The organism is Arthrobacter sp. AD-310, from assembly GCF_054656615.1.
The window spans coordinates 70,223-89,129 of the sequence record NZ_BAAHNO010000034.1 but is presented as its reverse complement, the minus strand read 5'-3'; the positions used below and the strand labels follow the sequence as shown (position 1 = coordinate 89,129).

Annotated in this window: 16 protein-coding genes; 9 read left to right on the top strand and 7 right to left on the bottom strand. The window is 68.0% G+C overall.

From position 1 onward, the window contains the following. The first annotated feature begins 2 nt into the window (after window positions 1–2). From carA to ACYQ1Z_RS18445, 9 genes are all read left to right on the top strand, one after another. On the top strand, window positions 3–1,289 hold the full coding sequence (carA, locus tag ACYQ1Z_RS18485) for a glutamine-hydrolyzing carbamoyl-phosphate synthase small subunit (RefSeq protein ID WP_459794008.1): 1,287 nt from the start codon (window positions 3–5) through the stop codon (window positions 1,287–1,289). Beyond that, a complete protein-coding gene (carB, locus tag ACYQ1Z_RS18480; protein WP_459794007.1) occupies window positions 1,289–4,603 on the top strand; it encodes a carbamoyl-phosphate synthase large subunit in 3,315 nt (1,104 codons plus the stop codon). Before carA ends, carB begins: the two co-directional genes overlap by 1 nt. Continuing rightward, complete coding sequence (gene pyrF, locus ACYQ1Z_RS18475; protein WP_459794006.1) at window positions 4,596–5,456, top strand: orotidine-5'-phosphate decarboxylase; 861 nt, start codon at window positions 4,596–4,598, stop codon at window positions 5,454–5,456. Before carB ends, pyrF begins: the two co-directional genes overlap by 8 nt. Before the next feature lie 110 nt (window positions 5,457–5,566). After that, window positions 5,567–5,884 (top strand): integration host factor, actinobacterial type, encoded by a 318-nt coding sequence (gene mihF / locus ACYQ1Z_RS18470; RefSeq protein WP_459794005.1) that lies wholly within the window; start codon window positions 5,567–5,569, stop codon window positions 5,882–5,884. Between the two features lie 45 nt (window positions 5,885–5,929). Next, a complete protein-coding gene (gmk, locus tag ACYQ1Z_RS18465; RefSeq protein ID WP_459794004.1) occupies window positions 5,930–6,523 on the top strand; it encodes a guanylate kinase in 594 nt (197 codons plus the stop codon). Window positions 6,524–6,538: 15 nt separating this feature from the next. Continuing rightward, window positions 6,539–6,799 carry a DNA-directed RNA polymerase subunit omega gene (gene rpoZ / locus ACYQ1Z_RS18460; protein WP_003800778.1) on the top strand — a complete coding sequence of 87 codons (261 nt, stop codon included), beginning with the start codon at window positions 6,539–6,541 and terminating at the stop codon, window positions 6,797–6,799. Window positions 6,800–6,837: 38 nt separating this feature from the next. After that, window positions 6,838–8,076 carry a bifunctional phosphopantothenoylcysteine decarboxylase/phosphopantothenate--cysteine ligase CoaBC gene (gene coaBC / locus ACYQ1Z_RS18455; protein WP_459794003.1) on the top strand — a complete coding sequence of 413 codons (1,239 nt, stop codon included), beginning with the start codon at window positions 6,838–6,840 and terminating at the stop codon, window positions 8,074–8,076. Between the two features lie 76 nt (window positions 8,077–8,152). Then, window positions 8,153–9,388, top strand: a complete 1,236-nt coding sequence (metK, locus tag ACYQ1Z_RS18450) for a methionine adenosyltransferase (protein ID WP_459794002.1) — start codon at window positions 8,153–8,155, stop codon at window positions 9,386–9,388. Window positions 9,389–9,477: 89 nt separating this feature from the next. Continuing rightward, on the top strand, window positions 9,478–11,580 hold the full coding sequence (locus tag ACYQ1Z_RS18445; RefSeq protein WP_459794001.1) for a primosomal protein N': 2,103 nt from the start codon (window positions 9,478–9,480) through the stop codon (window positions 11,578–11,580). Window positions 11,581–11,592: 12 nt separating this feature from the next. Here ACYQ1Z_RS18445 and ACYQ1Z_RS18440 read toward each other — a convergent pair whose 3' ends face one another. The 7 genes from ACYQ1Z_RS18440 to ACYQ1Z_RS18410 form a co-directional block, all read right to left on the bottom strand. Further along, entirely contained in the window at window positions 11,593–12,666 is a 1,074-nt protein-coding gene (locus ACYQ1Z_RS18440) for a glycosyltransferase family 4 protein (RefSeq protein ID WP_459794000.1), read from the bottom strand. Continuing rightward, on the bottom strand, window positions 12,663–13,592 hold the full coding sequence (locus ACYQ1Z_RS18435) for an alpha/beta fold hydrolase (protein WP_459793999.1): 930 nt from the start codon (window positions 13,590–13,592) through the stop codon (window positions 12,663–12,665). Before ACYQ1Z_RS18435 ends, ACYQ1Z_RS18440 begins: the two co-directional genes overlap by 4 nt. 11 nt (window positions 13,593–13,603) lie before the next feature. Then, window positions 13,604–14,473, bottom strand: a complete 870-nt coding sequence (locus ACYQ1Z_RS18430; protein ID WP_459793998.1) for an aldo/keto reductase — start codon at window positions 14,471–14,473, stop codon at window positions 13,604–13,606. Window positions 14,474–14,542: 69 nt separating this feature from the next. Next, window positions 14,543–15,802, bottom strand: a complete 1,260-nt coding sequence (locus ACYQ1Z_RS18425) for an AGE family epimerase/isomerase (protein WP_459793997.1) — start codon at window positions 15,800–15,802, stop codon at window positions 14,543–14,545. A gap of 37 nt (window positions 15,803–15,839) precedes the next feature. Continuing rightward, window positions 15,840–16,586: a sulfite exporter TauE/SafE family protein gene (locus ACYQ1Z_RS18420; protein ID WP_459793996.1), complete on the bottom strand. Its 747-nt coding sequence runs from the start codon at window positions 16,584–16,586 to the stop codon at window positions 15,840–15,842. Continuing rightward, on the bottom strand, window positions 16,587–18,026 hold the full coding sequence (locus tag ACYQ1Z_RS18415) for an NAD-dependent succinate-semialdehyde dehydrogenase (protein WP_459793995.1): 1,440 nt from the start codon (window positions 18,024–18,026) through the stop codon (window positions 16,587–16,589). Between the two features lie 64 nt (window positions 18,027–18,090). After that, window positions 18,091–18,906, bottom strand: a complete 816-nt coding sequence (locus tag ACYQ1Z_RS18410; RefSeq protein ID WP_459793994.1) for a carbohydrate ABC transporter permease — start codon at window positions 18,904–18,906, stop codon at window positions 18,091–18,093. Window position 18,907 lies beyond the last annotated feature (1 nt).

Here is an 18,907-nt window from a genome sequence, read left to right as displayed (position 1 = left end):
CAGTGACAGCAACTACCTCCGCTCCGGCAGTACTCGTCCTCGAAGACGGCCGCTTCTTCCGCGGGACCAGCTACGGCGCCACCGGAACGGCCTTGGGCGAAGCCGTCTTCGCCACAGGCATGACCGGTTACCAGGAGACCATCACGGATCCGTCCTACGCCCGCCAGCTGGTGGTCCAGACAGCGCCGCACATCGGCAACACCGGCGTCAACAGCGAGGACGCCGAATCCCGCCGCATCTGGGTTGCCGGCTACATCGTCCGGGACGCCGCCCGCCGTCCGTCCAACTGGCGCTCGGAGCGCTCCCTCGACGAGGAACTCGTGGAGCAGGGGATCGTGGGGATCCAGGGCGTGGACACCCGCGCCATCACCCGCCACCTGCGCGAACACAAGACCATGCGCGCCGGCATCTTCTCAGGCGACGCAGCGCAGGCCCCGGACAAGGAACTCCTCGACGCCGTCCTGGCCAGCGCCCCCATGGAAGGCGCCCGCCTGGCGGAGGAAGTCAGCGTGGATGAAGCCTACGTGGTGGAGCCCAAGGACCACGGCTGGGACAAGGAACCGCGCTTCACCATCGCCGCGATCGACCTCGGCATCAAGGCCATGACCCCTGTCCGCTTCGCCGAGCGCGGCGTGCGCGTGCACGTCCTCCCCGCCACCGCCACCCTCGAGGACGTCAAGGCCGTGAACCCGGACGGCTTCTTTATGTCCAACGGCCCCGGCGACCCCGCCACCGCCGAAACCCAGGTCAAGCTGCTCCGCTCCGTCCTGGACGAGAAGCTGCCCTACTTCGGCATCTGCTTCGGCAACCAGATCCTCGGCCGCGCACTCGGCTTTGGCACCTACAAGCTCCGCTACGGCCACCGCGGCATCAACCAGCCCGTGATGGACCGCCGCACCGGAAAGGTGGAAATCACCTCGCAGAACCATGGCTTCGCCGTGGACGCACCGCTCGACGGCGCCACCCAGGCCCCGGAGGCACGCTACGGGCGGGTGGAAGTCAGCCACGTCAGCCTCAACGACGACGTCGTGGAAGGCCTCGCCTGCCTGGACATTCCCGCCTTCTCGGTGCAGTACCACCCCGAAGCCGCGGCCGGCCCGCACGACGCCGCCTACCTCTTTGACCGCTTCATCGAGCTGATGGAGGGCACCCGGGACGGCCGGACGGCCAACCTTTCCAAGGAGCCGGTGGACTCCGCACACCCCGCAGAAGCGGACAACGAAGCAGCGGACACCGCAGCCTCCGCAGCGACGAACAACTCCGACACCAAGACTGAGGACAAGAAGTAATGCCCAAGAGAACTGACCTGAAGAGCGTCCTGGTCATCGGTTCCGGCCCGATCGTCATCGGCCAGGCCGCCGAATTCGACTACTCCGGCACCCAGGCGCTGCGCGTCCTCAAGGAGGAAGGCCTGCGCGTCATCCTCGTGAACTCCAACCCGGCCACCATCATGACCGATCCCGAGTTCGCCGACGCCACCTACATCGAACCCATCACCCCCGAGGTGGTGGAGAAGATCATCGCCAAGGAGCGTCCCGACGCCGTCCTGCCCACCCTGGGTGGCCAGACCGCGCTGAACACCGCCATCGCGCTGGACAAGAACGGCGTGCTTGAGAAGTACAACGTGGAGCTCATCGGCGCCAACATCGCCGCCATCGAGCTCGGCGAGGACCGCGAGAAGTTCAAGGGTGTGGTGGAACGCTGCGGCGCCGAATCCGCCCGCAGCCACATCATCCACACCATGGAGGAAGCCTTCAAGGCCGCCGAGGATCTCGGCTACCCCATGGTGGTCCGCCCGTCCTTCACGATGGGCGGACTCGGCTCCGGCCTGGCCTACAACGAGGACGACCTGCGCCGGATCGTTGGCCAGGGCCTGCAGTACAGCCCCACCACCGAGGTGCTGCTCGAAGAGAGCATCCTCGGCTGGAAGGAATACGAGCTGGAGATGATGCGGGACAAGAACGACAACGTCGTTGTTGTCTGCTCCATCGAAAACTTCGACCCCGTGGGCGTCCACACCGGCGACTCCATCACCGTCGCCCCGGCGCTCACCCTGACGGACCGCGAGTACCAGAAGCTGCGCGACGTCGCGATCGCCGTCATCCGCGAAGTGGGCGTGGACACCGGCGGCTGCAACATCCAGTTCGCCATCGACCCCAGGACCGGCCGCGTGGTTGTCATCGAAATGAACCCACGCGTGTCCCGGTCCTCGGCCCTGGCATCGAAGGCCACCGGGTTTGCGATCGCCAAGATCGCCACCAAGCTGTCCCTTGGCTACACCCTGGACGAGATCCCCAACGACATCACCCAGAAGACTCCGGCGTCCTTCGAGCCCACGCTCGACTACGTCGTGGTCAAGGTCCCGCGGTTCGCGTTCGAGAAGTTCCCTGCAGCCGACAATACGCTGACCACCACCATGAAGTCCGTGGGCGAAGCGATGGCCATGGGCCGCAACTTCACCGAGGCGCTGCAGAAGGCCCTGCGCTCCCTCGAGCAGAAGGGCTCGCAGCTGGACTTCAGCAGCGTCCCGGAATGGGAAGTCGCGGAGCTCATCGAAAAGGCCAAGCGGCCCACCACCGAACGCCTGTACCAGGTCCAGCGCGCCCTCCTGGGCGGGGCCACCGTGGAACAGCTCTTCGACGCCACGAAGATCGACCCCTGGTTCCTCGACCAGCTCCAGCTCCTGAACGAGGTCTCCCGGGAGATCCGCCAGGCCGGTTCGCTCACCAAGGACATGCTGCAGCGCGCCAAGCGCCACGGCTTCTCCGACGAACAGATCGGCGCCCTCACGCACAACTCCGAGGCTGTGGTCCGGGGTGTCCGGCAGGCACTGGGCATCCGCCCTGTCTACAAGACCGTGGACACCTGCGCCGCCGAGTTCGCCGCCTACACCCCGTACCACTACTCCGCGTACGACGAAGAGGATGAGGTGGCGCTGCACTCCAAGCCGTCCATCCTGATCCTGGGCTCCGGCCCCAACCGCATCGGCCAGGGCATCGAGTTCGACTACTCCTGCGTCCACGCCTCCATGGCACTGCGCAAGGCCGGCTACGAGACCGTCATGGTCAACTGCAACCCGGAAACCGTCTCCACCGACTACGACATCTCCACCCGCCTTTACTTCGAGCCGCTGACCCTCGAAGACGTCCTGGAGGTCATCGCAGCCGAGGAACGCACCGGCGGCGTGATGGGCGTTTTCGTCCAGCTCGGCGGCCAGACCCCGCTGAAGCTCGCCCAGCAGCTCGCCGACGCCGGTGTGCCCATCCTCGGCACGTCCCCGGAAGCCATCGACCTCGCAGAGCACCGCGGCGCCTTCGCACGGGTCCTGGACCAGGCCGGCCTGGTGTCCCCGAAGAACGGCACGGCCGTGTCCTTCGAGGACGCCAAGAAGATCGCCGACGAAATCGGCTACCCCGTGCTGGTCCGCCCGTCCTATGTCCTGGGCGGCCGCGGCATGGAAATCGTCTACGACGAGGCCAACCTGTCCCGCTACATCGCCAACGCCACCGAGATCACCCCGGACCACCCGGTGCTGATCGACCGGTTCCTTGAGGACGCGGTCGAAATCGACGTCGACGCGCTCTTCGACGGCACCGACCTGTACCTCGGCGGCATCATGGAGCACATCGAGGAAGCCGGCATCCACTCCGGCGACTCCGCCTGCGTCCTGCCGCCGATCACCCTGGGGAGCAACGTCGTCGAACGCGTGCGCACCGCAACCCGTGCCATCGCCGAAGGTGTCGGCGTGCGCGGCCTGATCAACATCCAGTTCGCGCTGGCCTCTGACGTCCTGTACGTCCTCGAAGCCAACCCCCGCGCGTCCCGGACCGTGCCGTTCGTGTCCAAGGCGACCGGTGTGCAGATGGCCAAGGCCGCCGCCCTGATCGGCACCGGCGTCACCATCAACCAGCTCCGCACTGCCTACAAGATGCTGCCTGAAACCGGCGACGGATCCAGCCTTCCGCTGGACGCCCCCGTGGCCGTCAAGGAAGCCGTCCTTCCGTTCAGCCGGTTCCGCACCCCCGCGGGCAAGGTGGTCGACTCCCTGCTCGGCCCGGAGATGCGGTCCACCGGCGAGGTCATGGGCATCGACAAGCACTTCGACACGGCGTTTGCCAAGAGCCAGGCCGGGGCCAACAACGCACTGCCCACCGAAGGCAAGGTGTTTGTGTCCGTGGCCAACCGGGACAAGCGCTCGGTGATCATGGGCGTGAAGCGGCTCTCCGACCTCGGCTTCGAGATCGTCTCCACCGGCGGCACCGCCGACGTCCTGCGCCGCAACGGCATCCAGGCCACCCCGGTCCGCAAGGTCGCCGAAGGCAGCAGCGCCGAGGGTGAAGGCACCATCGCCGACCTCGTCGTCGCCGGCGAGATCGACATGGTGTTCAACACCCCGTCCGGCGGCGAGGCCCGCAGCGACGGCTACGAACTCCGCGCAGCCGCAACCTCCATCGGCATCCCCTGCATCACCACCGTCGCCGAGTTCAACGCCGCGGTCCAGGCGATCGAGGCAATGCGCACCTACGAGTGGTCTGTCACCAGCCTGCAGGAGCACGCTTCCGCCCTCGCTGAATCGCAGAAGGCGGCCCTGCAGAATGCCTGACCAGGAAGCAGGTGCCGGCCGGGAGTCCTTCGGCTCCCGGCTCGGCGCCGCCATGGCCGCGCACGGCCCCCTGTGCGTCGGCATCGACCCGCACCCGGCGCTGCTGAAAGGCTGGGGGCTGGACGACGACGCCGCCGGCCTGCGGCGCTTTTCACTGACAGCCCTGGAGGCGGTTGCCACGTCCGCTGCCGCGATCAAGCCGCAGGTGGCGCTTTACGAACGCCACGGCTCGGCGGGCATGGCCGTCCTCGAGGAACTCCTCGCCGCCGCACGGGACGAATCGGTGCTCACCATCGCCGACGCCAAGCGGGGCGATATCGGCTCAACCATGGCCGCCTACGCCGACGCCTGGCTCCGGGACGGTTCCCCGCTGGCCGCCGACTCCGTCACCCTCAGCCCCTACCTTGGCTTCGAATCGCTGCGTCCGGCCCTGGACCTGGCCGCAGGAACCGGGCGCGGGGTCTTTGTTCTGGCGCTGACTTCAAACCCCGAGGGGTCCTCCGTCCAGCACGTCGGGGGAGCGGACTCCGTGGCCCGCCGGATCACGGCCGCGGCGGCAGCGGAAAACACCCGCTACGCAGGCAGCCTCGGTTCCGTTGGCCTGGTGGTTGGTGCAACCGTGGGCACCGCGCTTCAGGACCTCGATATTGACCTCGCCGCCATGCGCGGACCGATCCTCGCTCCGGGCCTCGGCGCCCAGGGGGCGACCCCGGCGGACCTCAGGTCCACGTTCGGCCCGGCATTCCCGCAGGTCCTGGGCACCTCCAGCCGGGACATCCTCAGTGCCGGCCCCGGGCCGCGCGGGCTGCGCGAAGCGGCCCTGCGGACCCTGGACGGGCTGCGGGGCGCATAACCGCGGGTTTGTGCGCATGCATTGATTCAGGCCACGGCAGAGGGTAGTTTCAGGACAGGTTCAAGGGCGGCCGCCCCTGAACGAATCCGCCGAAACCGGGGGTGTCCGCCATGGTGCTGCGTCCGTTGTCCGCGTCGGAACGGGCTGATGCCCTGAACAAGGCAGCCGCGGCCAGGGCCACCCGCGCGGCGGCCAAGGAGAGCCTGAAGAACGGCAAGAGGTCAGCGGCGGACATCATCAACTCGGCGATGGAGGACGACGCCCTCGCCCGGATGCGCGTCTCGGAACTGCTTGAGGCGCTGCCGGGAATAGGCAAGGTCCGGGCGGCGGCCATCATGGAGCAGCTGGGCATCGCCACCTCCCGCAGGGTCCGCGGACTGGGCGTCCACCAGCGGCGGGCGCTGGTAGATTTTATAGACGAGCATTAGGGCGGGTTTCCACCGGCCCGTCCCCGAACCCCGGAAAAGGAATACGTGAGCAAGAAACCTGGACTGACAGTCCTCGCTGGTCCGACGGCTGTTGGCAAAGGCACCGTGTCCACCTACATCCGGGACAACTATCCCGAAGTCTGGCTGTCCGTTTCGGCCACCACCCGGGCTCCGCGGCCGGGAGAGGTGGACGGCGTCCACTACTTCTTCAAGTCCAAGGACGAGTTCGAACAGCTGATCGCCGATGGTGAACTCCTGGAATGGGCTGTGGTCCACGGCCAGAACACCTACGGCACGCTGAAGAGCACCGTGAACCAGGCCATCGCCGAGGGCCGCTCTGTCCTGCTGGAGATCGATTTGCAGGGTGCGCGGCAGGTCAAGGCAGCCGTCCCGGACGCCCAGTTCGTCTTCCTCGCCCCGCCCAGCTGGGACGAAATGGTCCGGCGCCTGGTGGGCCGCGGCACCGAAACCCCGGAGGAACAGCAGCGGCGGTTGGAAACCGCTAAACTGGAACTTGCTGCTGAACCGGAGTTCGACTTCACCGTCATCAACGACGACGTCCGCCGGGCAGCGGACGAGCTTGTTTCACTCATGGGGCTGACCCCGCACCCACACCTGCCGGAACCGTCAGCCCGTTAGGAATTTGGAGAATTCGTGTCCACGAACCTTGAAGGCATCATCAACCCGCCGATCGACTCGCTGCTTGAGGCAGCCGACTCCAAGTACGGCCTGGTGATCTTTGGTGCCAAGCGTGCTCGTCAGATCAACGCGTACTACGCACAGCTGCATGAGGGCCTCTTCGAGTACGTCGGCCCGCTGGTTGACACCAAGCTGAACGAAAAGTCGCTGTCCATCGCCCTGCGCGAGATCAACGAAGGCAAGCTGGTTTCCACGCCGATCGAAGCCGCAGAGTAACCTGCCGCAAAATCTGACTTGCTGTTGACGGAGGTCACGTGCGCATAGTCCTCGGAGTCGGGGGAGGGATTGCCGCCTACAAGGTGGCGTCGCTCCTCCGGCTTTTTACTGAAGCCGGCCACAACGTGACCGTCATCCCCACCGAGGCGTCCACCCGCTTCATCGGCACGGCCACCTGGGAGGCGCTGTCCGGCAACCCGGTCAGCAACAGCGTCTTCGACGACGTCCACCAGGTCAACCACGTCCGGCTGGGCCACGAGGCGGACCTTGTGGTGGTTGCCCCGGCCACAGCCGACCTCCTGGCCAAGGCAGCCACCGGGCAGGCCGGCGACCTCCTCACCAACACCCTGCTCATGGCCCATGGGCCGGTGCTGTTCGCGCCCGCCATGCACACCGAGATGTGGCAGCATGCGGCCACCCGCGCCAATGTGGACACCCTGCGTGCGCGCGGCGCAGCTGTCCTGGAACCCGCCACCGGCCGGCTGACGGGAGCCGACTCCGGGCCGGGCCGGCTGCCGGAACCGCAGGTGATTTTCGACGCCGCCATGGCCCTGGTGGAAGGGCAGGCCGACTTCCAGCTTCCCCTGGCCGGCCGCACCGTCACCATCAGCGCCGGCGGCACCCGGGAACCCCTCGACCCCGTTCGCTTCCTCGGCAACCGGTCATCCGGCAAGCAGGGCGTGGCGCTGGCTGTCGCCGCCCGGAACGCCGGCGCGACGGTGCGCCTGATCGCCGCACACATGGAAGTTCCGCCGCCGCCCGGCGTCGACGTGATCCCGGTGGAAACCGCCCTGCAGCTCCGCGAGGCCGCCCTCGCCGCGGCCCCCGCCTCGGACGTGTTCATCATGTCCGCCGCCGTCGCTGACTTCCGCCCGGCCGTGGTTTCGGACACCAAGATCAAAAAACGCGACGACCGCGACGACCCCGTCATCACCCTGGTCCGCAACCCCGACATCCTGCACGAACTGGTTGAACTGCGGAACAGCGCCGGTGGCAGGCAGGACCAGCTGATTGTCGGGTTCGCGGCCGAAACAGGCGACAGCCACGGTGACGTCCTGGCCTACGCCGAGGCGAAACTCCAGCGCAAGGGCTGCGACCTGCTGGTGGTGAACCATGTCGGTTCGGACAAGGTCTTTGGCCAGGACACCAACTCCGTGGTCATCCTGGCCCGCTCCGGCTCCGAACCGCAGGAGGCGGCCGGAACCAAGACAGAGGTTTCCGCCGCCATCATCAGCCGGATCGGATACGAACTGAACCACGTATCGCCCCGCGCCTGAGTGTTCCAGGCCACGTTCGCTTCGCACAGTGACATCTGCTGGCGGAAGCATGAATTCAAACCAGTAAGGTAGTTGAGTGACTTTACCCCTGCACCTGCCCCAGAACTCCGCGGCCGCGCCTTCCGCGCTCCGGCTCTTCACGTCCGAGTCGGTCACCGAAGGCCACCCGGACAAGATCTGCGACCAGATCAGTGACGCCATCCTGGACGCGCTCCTGGCCGCCGATCCGGAATCCCGGGTTGCCGTGGAGACCATGGCCACCACGGGCCTGGTCCACGTGGCAGGCGAAGTCACCACCGACGCCTATGTCGAGATCCCGCAGATCGTCCGCGAGACCATCCTGGGCATCGGCTACGACTCTTCCGCCAACGGTTTCGACGGTGCACGCTGCGGCGTCTCCGTCTCTATTGGCCAGCAGTCCAACGACATCGCCGGCGGTGTCTTCAACTCCCTTGAAGCCCGCGAAGGCCGCCAGGAGGACGACTACGACCTCCAGGGCGCCGGAGACCAGGGCCTGATGTTCGGTTACGCCAGTGACGAGACCCCGTCCTACATGCCGCTGCCCATCTGGGTCGCTCACCGCCTGTCCGAGCGGCTCACGGAGGTCCGCAAGTCGGGCGAACTGCCCTACCTGCGGCCGGACGGCAAGACCCAGGTCACGGTGGGCTACGACAAGGACATCCCTGTCTCGGTGGAAACCGTCGTGATCTCCAGCCAGCACGCCGAGGGCGCCAGCCTCGACCAGCTCCGCGCGGACCTTGCGTCCGTGGTCATCGAACCGGTGCTGGCAGGGGCCAACCTCGATGTGTCGCGGGTGCGGAACATCCTCAACCCCGCCGGCGAGTTCGTGATCGGCGGACCCGTGGGCGACGCCGGCCTGACGGGCCGCAAGATCATCGTCGACACGTACGGTGGCATGGCCCGCCACGGCGGCGGTGCCTTCTCGGGCAAGGACCCGTCCAAAGTGGACCGCTCCGCCGCGTACGCCATGCGCTGGGTTGCGAAAAACGTGGTGGCTGCAGGACTGGCAAAGCGGGCGGAAATCCAGATCGCCTACGCCATCGGCCAGGCCCGCCCGGTGGGCACGTACGTTGAGACCTTCGGCACCGAGACCGTCGACCCCCAGCGGATCAGCGCCGCGATCGCCGAGATCTTCGACCTTCGGCCGCGCGCCATCATCGATGCACTCGACCTGAAACGCCCCATCTACGCCAAAACCGCCGCCCACGGCCACTTCGGCCGCGACGAGCCGGACTTTACCTGGGAGCGCCTGGACCGCGTGGACGAACTAAAGGCCTTCTTTAACGCCTAGCCGCGCTCCGGCCGGGCAGGGGCGTTTGTCATAGCCCCATGCTTGGCTGGTCGTGTCCGCCCCGGGGAGCTGAACGGAGGTAGCCGCCCGTGGTTGCTGATAAAGCCGTCCAGCCGTCCCTGCTCCAGGGCTTCCCCCCGCACAAGCAGTCAGCCGGCGTCGCCCTGGCCGGATACCTTCCGGTGGCCAGGGTCCTGGTCGATTCGGCGTTGCCGCACCTGGACCGGCCGTTCGACTACACAGTGCCGGCAACCCTTGATGACGCAGCGCAGCCAGGGGTCCGGGTCAAAGTCACCTTCAACGGCCAGGACCTGGCCGGTTTCCTGCTCGAACGCGTGGCCGAATCCGACGCCGGAACGGCGCTTGTGCCGTTGTCCAAGGTGGTATCCCCGGTCCCTGTCCTGGCCCCGGCCGTTCGGGACCTCGCCGCCGCTGTGGCCGCCCGCTATGCAGGTACCGTCAGCGACGTCCTCCGCCTGGCCGTGCCGCCCCGGGTGGCGCGGCTGGAAAAACAGTTCCTCGAAGACGGATTCGCGGACCCTGCACCCACTGAACCGGGCGCCCAGGGCCGCGTCGAAAACCCTGCCCGCGCCGTTGACTCCGCCTGGGACGCCTACCGCAACGGAGCCGCCTTCCTCCGGCACCTGTCCGACGGCGGAGCCCCCCGCGCCGTCCTCAACCCGCTCCAGGGCTACGGACCGGCGGGCTGGCCGCACCTGATCGCGGAGGCGGTGGCCGCCGTCCGCGCCTCCGGCAGGGGCGCCGTCGTCGTGGTTCCCGACTACCGCGACCTGGACCGGCTGGAACAGGCGCTGTGCGCTGTCCTGCCCGAAGATGCGGTGGCCCGGCTGACCGCCGATGACGGACCCACCCCCCGTTACCGCAACTTCCTGCGCCTCCTCGCCGGGCAGGCCACAGTGGCCATCGGCACCAGGTCGGCCGCGTTCGCCCCCGTCGCCAACCTCGGGCTGGTGGTCTGCTGGGACGACGGCGACGACCTCCACATCGAGCAGCGCGCACCCTACGTCCACGCCCGGGAGGTATTGCTCCTGCGCGCGTCCCGTGAAGGCGCGGCCTGCCTGCTCGCCGGGCATGCGCGCAGCACCGAGGTCCAGCGGCTGCTCGATGCCGGCTGGGCCCAGCCGGTCGAAGCGGACCGGCCAGCCACACGCCGCACCGTGCCGCGGGTGGTCAACACCGCCGACAGCTTCGAGCAGGAACGCGATCCGCTGGCCCGCGTGGCACGCCTGCCCGGTGCGGCCTGGCGTGCCGCCAAGGAAGGCCTGGAGCGCGGTCCCGTGCTGGTCCAGGTTGCGCGGGCCGGTTACGCGCCGTCCCTGGCCTGCGGGACCTGCCGGGAAGCTGCACGTTGCGGCGCCTGCCAGGGCCCCCTGGCGCTTGCCGGAAGCTCCGCGATGCCGCAGTGCCGGTGGTGCTCCACACCTGCACCGGACTGGCACTGCCCGCACTGTGGCGGCCGCCGGCTCCGCAAAGGAGCCACCGGGGTCCTGCGGACGGCTGAGGAACTGGGCAGGGCTTTCCCCGGTAAGGCCGTCATCACCTCCTCCGGTGACCAGGTCAAAGCCGGCGTTGGCGGGGGCAAGGCGCTGGTCGTGGCCACCGTTGGCGCCGAGCCTGTGGCTGAAGGCGGGTACGCCGCCGCCCTGTTGCTGGACGGCGACTCCCTCCTGCGCCGCGAAACCCTGCGCGCCGGCGAAGATACGGTCAGGCGCTGGTTCAACGCCGCCTCGCTGGTTCAGCCGGCAGCTGATGGCGGAGTCGTTGTGGTCACTGCCTCGGACACCGCCGCCGTAGGGGCCCTGCTCCGCTGGGACCCCGCCGGTTTCGCCCACCGCGAGCTGTCACTGAGGGAAGAACTGCAGCTGCCGCCCGCAGTGCGCATTGCTTCCGTCACCGGGCCAAGGACCGCCGTCGAACAGTTCACCGGTGCGGTACAAAGCGGGCTGGCGGAGGCCGGCATCACGATCCGCACCGCCGGCCCCGCGCCGCTGTTGTTTGGGGGCCAGACCTCAGCCCGCCGCACGGCCGAGGACATGCGCACGCTGTTGTTTTTCCCCTACAGCCAGGCGGCCGCCGTCGTCCGGCTGCTGCGGGCCACACGCTCGGCAGCGGCGGCAAAGCGCACTACAGAGCCGGTGCAGCTCCGGCTCGACGGTGTGGACGTGCTCTAGTTTTACCGCGATCTAGCGCCGCCGTTTCATCACTTCGGCGGCAACATCCACCAGCTGCCGGGCCGACTCATCCCAGCTGAACCTGTTGGCCTGCGCCACCGACCTGCGTGACGCGTCCTGCCAGCGGCCTTCGTCCTGCAGGGTGTGCACCGCCCCGGCGAACTGTTCGGGGGAGGACGGATCCACATACAGTGCCGCGTCCCCGCCCACTTCACGGAAGATGGGAATGTCGCTGGCGATGACGGGCGTGCCCAAAGCCATCGCCTCCACAAGCGGAAGGCCGTACCCCTCGGCACGTGAGAGGCTCACCAGCGCGGTGGCGGTCCGGAGGAGCCCGTGGTACTCCTCGTCAGTTACGCCGTTGTGGAAGACAACCGCGGCGTCTTCCGGGACAAGGGCCTCCAGTTCGGCACGCCGCTGCGGTGTGATCCGGCTGAGGAGGTGGAGGGTGTACCCCGGCAGGTCCGCCATGCCCTTCACCATTGTTTCAACGTTCTTGTAGGGCATGAACGAGCCCATGTAGACGATCGATTTTTCCGCTCCGGCACCGGCCGGGCGAGGATCCTGCTCCGGCTGCGGTGCGTTGCTGATGATCCGCACCGGCCGGCTGGTGAGGTGGTACTTGGCGATCAGCGCTTCGGTGGTCCGGCTGATGGTGGCCACGGTGTCCGCCCGGTTGAGCAGCAGGCGCTGCGGCCAGAACGCCTTGTGGTAGAGCCGCCACAGGATGCGGACCGGGGCGGGCAGGAATCCCGGCGGTTCGGGGTGCTCGTAGTAGATGAGGTCGTGCAGCGTCAGGACCAGCCCGTACTTCCGGCCCCAGGTTCCCATGGTCTGCATGGGGCACACCACGACGTCGGCGCCCAGGGTGTTCACCTTCCGCGCCACGAACAGCTCCATGGGAGAGAGCGGGCTGCGGACCAGGTGGTAGGGAACGTCCGGCAGCAGGGCGAGCTGCCGCCGATCCGAGACCAGCATGGAGACGTCGGCGATTTTCGCCGTGGCGGCGATCAGGCTGGCACCGTAGCGGCTGATGCCGTCGTGGTGGTCGGTCCTGGTGAAACGGGCGTCGATGAGGATCTTCACGCGGGATGGTCCTTCAGGAAGCTGCGGATGTGGCCGGCGGCCGGGGCCGGGGTTTCGTAGTGGATCAGATGCCCGACGCCGGCAATCACCTTGAGTTCGCCGTCGGGGAGCAGCGCGGCAAGTCGGTGCTGGTCCGGCAGGGTGGCGATTTCGTCCTTTTCGCCGGCGACGAGCAGCACGGGCAGGTCCAGCCTGGCTGCCACCTCTGCGACGTGGCTGCTGACCGAGGCGGTGAAAGACTCCAGGAGGCTGTCCCGGCTGGCGAACGCGGAGAAGTAGGCGTGGTGCTGGCCGTGGATAAAGCGCCGCAGGTTGCGGTCCGCTGTTTTGGCCATGGCCTCGCTCATGACCCGGACAATCAGCGGGCTCCGCAGCAGGGCCAGCCCCAGGGGCCGGGGGAGGCGGGCCGAGAGCCGGTAATACAACACCGCAAGCCGGGTCATGATGCCTTTGGGTCCCTCAAGCGCGGGTGCGGCGATAGGGTTGACCAGGACCAGCGGGGTGACGGCGCCGGGATGGTCCGCGACAAAATGCGCCGCGATGATGGACCCGAACGAGTGGCCCAGCAGCACCGTGTCCGGGCCCAGCCCAAGGGCCGCCATGAAATCCTCGATGAACCGGCCGTACCGCTCCACCGAATGCGGCCCGGTGCGGAACGCACCCGAGCTGCCAAAGCCCGGCAGGTCCGGCATGATGAGGCGCATCTCCGGCAACTGGTCGGCGACGCGCAGCAGTCCGTGATGGTCGCCGCGGAAACCGTGGATCACCAGGATGGTGCGGGTGTCGGGTGTGGCCTGCTGCGGCTCGCAGGTCCAGCAGGCCACGGTGGCACCGTCAAGCTCGACAGTCGCGGCGGTGGTGCGCGCTGCAAGTCCGGGGCTAAGGTACTCGGGCGCCGGTGACTGCTCCGGTGTTGTTGTCCTCATGGTCCCGGCCCCTAGTTGACGTTGTCCGGATGGGACCCGGTGCGGTGTCCCCGGCCCAGTGCTGCGAGCGCTGCCATGTCCCGCGCGGAGAGTTCGAAGCCGAACACGTCCAGGTTTTCCCGGATGCGCGCTTCCGAGCTGGCCTTTGGAATGGCCACGTGGCCAAGCTGCACGTGCCAGCGCAGGATGATCTGCGCCGGGGTCCGCCGGTGTTCGGCCGCGCAGGCCTGGACAACGGGATCGGCCAGCACCTGGCCGCGGCCCAGGGGGCTCCATGCTTCGGTCATAATGCCGAGTTCCCGGTGCTTGCCGCGGAGTTCCTCCTGCTGCAGCCACGGGTGCAGTTCGACCTGGTTGACGGCGGGCACCACTTCGGCCGTCTGGAGCAGCCGGTCCAGGTGGGCGGGCTGGAAGTTGCTGACGCCGATGGCCCGGACCCTTCCCTCGCGGTACAGCGTCTCCAGGGCCCGGTAGGTTTCCGGAAACAGGCCCTGCTTCGGGCACGGCCAGTGGATGAGGTACATGTCGAGGTAGTCCAGGCCCAGGTTGACCATGGACTCATCAAAGGCACGGAGCGTGGCGTCGTAGCCGTGGTGGTCGTTCCATACCTTGGTGGTGACGAAGATGTCCTCACGGGACAGGTTCGGAAAGAACTCCCCGGATCCTCCGCTGCCGGTGCCGGCACCGAGCTGGGAGCTGATGCCGCGGGCCACGCCCAGCTCGTTGCCGTACATCGCGGCGGTGTCGAAGTGCCGGTAGCCGGCGGCGAGGGCCGTGGCGACCAGCCCTGCGGCGTCGGCCGATGGCACCTTGTACAGCCCGTAGCCAAGCTGGTCGATCAGCACGCCGTTGTTCAGGCTGAGCCGGGGTGAAGTTCTCATGGCATCGACTCTACCCACTCATCCGGCGCCGGCAGCGTTGCGCGCTGCCGGCCGTCAGCGGCTGGCCTGTTACCGGCCTTGCCCGGCCGGACCCAGCCGGGCGTCCAGCAGGCCTGCCGCGAGGGCCGGGGCCAGCCCCGGGGCCAGCGGAAGCCGCGGGACCACCAGGCAGTGCCACAGGTGGTACACATCAGCCTTCCCGGACCACACGGTGGAAGTGACGTTGCCGTTCTCGTCCAGTTCCTGCTTCCAGGAGCCGTGCTCGTAGTCCATGAACCAGTCGCGGGCGTGGTCCCAGATCCGCTCATACCAGTCCGCGTATTTCTGCTCGCCGGTGGCGATGTAGAGGGCCGCCGCGCCGCCGATCGCCTCGGCCGGAACCCACCGGATGCGGGTGGTGACAACGGGCTTGCCGTCCCAGTCGACAGAGTAGACGAATCCCGGATGGCCGTCCGGTTCCCAGGCGTCCCGGATGGCGGCGTCAAACAGTCCCCGCGCGTCCTCGAGCAGCCAGGCCGGGACGTCCAGCCCGCGCGCCTCGAGCCCGGCGCGGAGATGGAGGAGCAGGCGGGCCCACTCGACCCAGTGGCCCGGTGTGCCCCCGTAGGCGCGGAACTGGCTGGCCCGGTCGTCGGTGTTGTACTCCGGCATCGGGTTCCACTCCGGGTCGAAGTGCTCAAAAACCCGGTAGTTGTTGTTGCGGGCGAACTTGTGGATCAGGATTTCGGCGATATGCAGGGCCCGTTCCAGCCACCGGTTCTCCCCGGTCACGTCGGCCACGATGAGGTATGCCTCCACGGAGTGCATGCTGGCGTTCCCGCCGCGGTAGGCTTCCGTTTCGGTGAATTCCCGGTTCCAGGAGTCGAAGCACATGTTGGCTTCGTGGTCCCAGAATTTCGTGTCGGCAATCCGCAGCGCCTCATCGAGCAATTCCCGGGCTCCGGGACGTCCGGCCGCAACGGCGCTGGCAGCTGCCAGGAGCACAAAGGAGTGCTGGTAGCCGGATTTGGTGTCGTTTACCGGGCCGTTCCCGTCCACTTCGGCGTACCACCCACCGAACTCGTCATCGTGCAGGACCCCGTTCAGTGCCGCAATGCCGTGGTCAACGAGGAGCGCAGCGCCGGGCCGGCCCATCAGGGCGGCCACCGCGAAGCTGTGCGTCATCCGCGCGGTGATCCACAGGTGGGTCGGCTTGTCGGCGTACACCTTGCCGTAGTTGTCGAGCCAGCCAAAACCGGTGGGGACCTTTGAATTGGCGGCGAAGTCCAGGAGCCGGTCGGTTTCTGCCTCGAGCCATCGTGCGTGAGCGGCACTGTTCAGCCACGTCATGTTTGTTTCCTTTCAGCGTTGAAGGTGGAAGTGCGGTTCAGGGGGCCACGGCGTCGAGCACGCCGCGGATGATGGTGGCCGCTGCTCCCAGGTAGGCCAGGATGACCAGGAGTACCTGCGCGGCGCGGGCGGGGACGAACTTCGATGCGACGTCGCCCAGCACCAGCCCGGCCAGGCAGGCGGCGGCAACCGACACCCACATCGCCGGCGGCATCACGGGGAACGTTGCGGGGGCAGTGATCGCCTTGGAGAGCAGCGAGAAGGCGCCGATGGTGAAAAAGTACGGCTGCATGGTGGCTGCGAAGGACTTGTGGTGCCACCGGGTGGCGATGGAGTACATGCTGACGGCGGGTCCTCCCACGCCGGCTGCCGTGTTCATGAACCCGCTCAGCCCGCCGGCGGTCAGCAGGTACCGGCGGCGGGCCGGCAGGACGGCGGACTTGAGGACCAGCAGCACGGTCAGCCCGGCGGCGAGGAGCACCCCGATGGAGATTTCCAGGACAGCCGCCGGGATGAACCTGATGAGCAGCGCTGCGGGGATGATGCCGAGCAGGGCCGAAGCGGCGAGCAACAGGTAGCGCTTCCAGTCGACGTCCCGCACCACCCGGAAGATGATGGCCCCGGCCGTGACGGCACCACAGAGGTTGACCAGCACCACGCCCTCCACCGGGCCCAGGAGCAGGACCAGGAACGGGGCGGCCACCAGGGCGAAACCCATCCCCGTGATGCGCTGCATTCCGGCACCCATCACCACGGCGCCCAGTACCAGCCCGGTGGTCAGCATCTACGGCCTCCAGGCCACGTACTGGACCTCCTCGAATTCCTCCAGGCCCAGGCTCGATCCTTCACGGCCCAGGCCCGACTGCTTGGCGCCGCCCATCGGTGCGAAAGCAACGGACGGCAGCGGGTCGTTGACGCCCACGATGCCGGCTTCAAGCCGCTCCGGGACCTCCCAGCCGCGCCTGGGGCTGCCGCTCCAGACGTAGGCGGCCAGGCCCATCTCGGTGGCGTTCGCCTTCCGGATTGCTTCCTCCTCCGAGGAGAAGGTCACGACGCCGGCCGCCGGGCCGAACACTTCCTCGGTCACCAGGGGCGCGTCGTCGGGGACGTCGGCCAGCAGGGTGGGCGCGAGGAAGGAACCCCGGGCGGGAACGTCGATGCGCTGCGTGACGCGGCGCGCCCCGCGTTCCAGCGCGTCGTCCACCAATGACTGCACGGCGGACACCCGGTCGGCGTCGATCACCGGGCCGAGATCCGGGACCGGCGTGCCGCCGTCGGGAACGCCGTGCCCGATGCTCATCGCGTCGAACCGTGCACCCAGCTTCCGGGCGAACTCGTCCGCGACGCTGTCCTGGACCAGGAAGCGGTTGGCGGCAACGCAGGACTGGCCGGTGTTGCGCAGCCTGCCCAGCACGGCACCCTCGACGGCGGCGTCCAGGTCGGCGTCCTCGAACACGATGAAGGGGGCGTTGCCGCCCAGCTCCAGCAGGGGCCGCACCACGCGCTCAGCGGCGGAAGCCATGATCTGGCGGCCGACGCCGGTGGAGCCGGTGAAGCTGACCGCCCGCACCGCCGGGTGGGCCATGAGCGCACCGGTGACCTCGCGGGAGGGGCCGTGGACCAGGTTGACGACGCCGGCGGGGAACCCGGCATCGTGCAGGACTTCGAACAATCCGGTGGCGGCAAGGGGCGCCTTTTCGGAGACCCGGCCCACCACGGTGCAGCCGGCGGCCAGCATGGCCGCGAGCTTGCGGGCCTGGATGGACACCGGGAAGTTCCAGGGCGTGAGGCTCAGTGCGACGCCGATGGGCTTGCGGCTGCTGAGGTGGCGGCGGCCCTGGAGTTCGGGCGGGCTGATGGTCCCGGTGGCGCGGCGGGTTTCCTCGGCGAACCAGCGGAAGTACTCCACGGAGAAGTCCACCTCGCCCTGGGCTTCGGGGAGCCGCTTGCCCGCTTCGAGGGCCAGGGTGTGGGCGAGTTCATCGCGGCGTTCGGCCAGGAGGTCGGCGGCGTTGCGGAGCAGGTCCGCCCTTTGCCTGACGGTGGTGCGCGACCAGGAACTGAAGGCTTCGGCCGCGGAGTCCGCCGCTGTGGTGGCGTCCCCGGCGGTGCCCCAGGCCACTTCGCCTACGGTACTGCCGTTGCCGGGGTCCGTCACGTCTTTTGCGCTTCCTGCGCTGTGCCAGGTGCCGTTCACGAGGTGACGGGCTGATTTGAGGTTCATGGATGGTGCCTTTCGTTGGCTGGAAGGGGCCCGGCGCCGCGGGAGATGCCCGCCGCCGTCGTGCTCATCCCTTGCTGGCGCCTGCGGTGATGCCGGCTACGAAGTAGCGCTGCAGGAAGATGTACGCAACCACCACGGGCAGCGAAGCCAGGATGACGCCGGCGAAAAGCAGCGGGTAGTTGGTCTGGAATTCGCCCTGGAAGCTCAGAAGCGCCAGCGGCAGGGTGCGGTTGCCGGGGGACTGGATGAACAGCAGCGGGTACAGCAGCTCGTTCCAGTGGATCACGAACAGGAAGATGGCGGCCGCAGCGATTGAGGGGGCTGACAGGGGCAGGGCGATGGAGACGTAGGTGCGCCACGGGCCGGTGCCGTCGATCGAGGATGCCTCGTAGAGTTCCTTCGGCAGGGTCCGCATGAACCCGCCCAGGATGAAGACGGCGATCGGCAGGGTGGACACCAGGTTCGCCAGGACCAGGCCGGTGAGGCTGTCCAGCAGGCCCAGCCGGCCGAACAGGACGTAGAGCGGCACCATGTTCGCCTGGGCGGGGATGGCCATGCCCAGCACCAGGAAGCCGAAGATGGCCCAGGACATGAACCCGCGCAGCCGGGAGACGGCGTAGCCGGCAAGGCTGGCCAGGAACAGGGTCAGCGGCACCGAGATGGCGGTGACGATGACGCTGTTCCAGAATGACGAACCCAGGTCCTGGCCGCCGATGACCTCGGCGTAGTTGGCGGGGGAGAGGGACTGCGGCAGGCTGAACGGCCCGGCGAAAAGTTCCTGCGTGGACTTGAAGCTGCCGAACCCCACGACGGTCAGCGGAATGATGATGATGACCGCGTAGATGCCGAGGATGGCGCGGCGGCTTATGGAGGCGAGCATG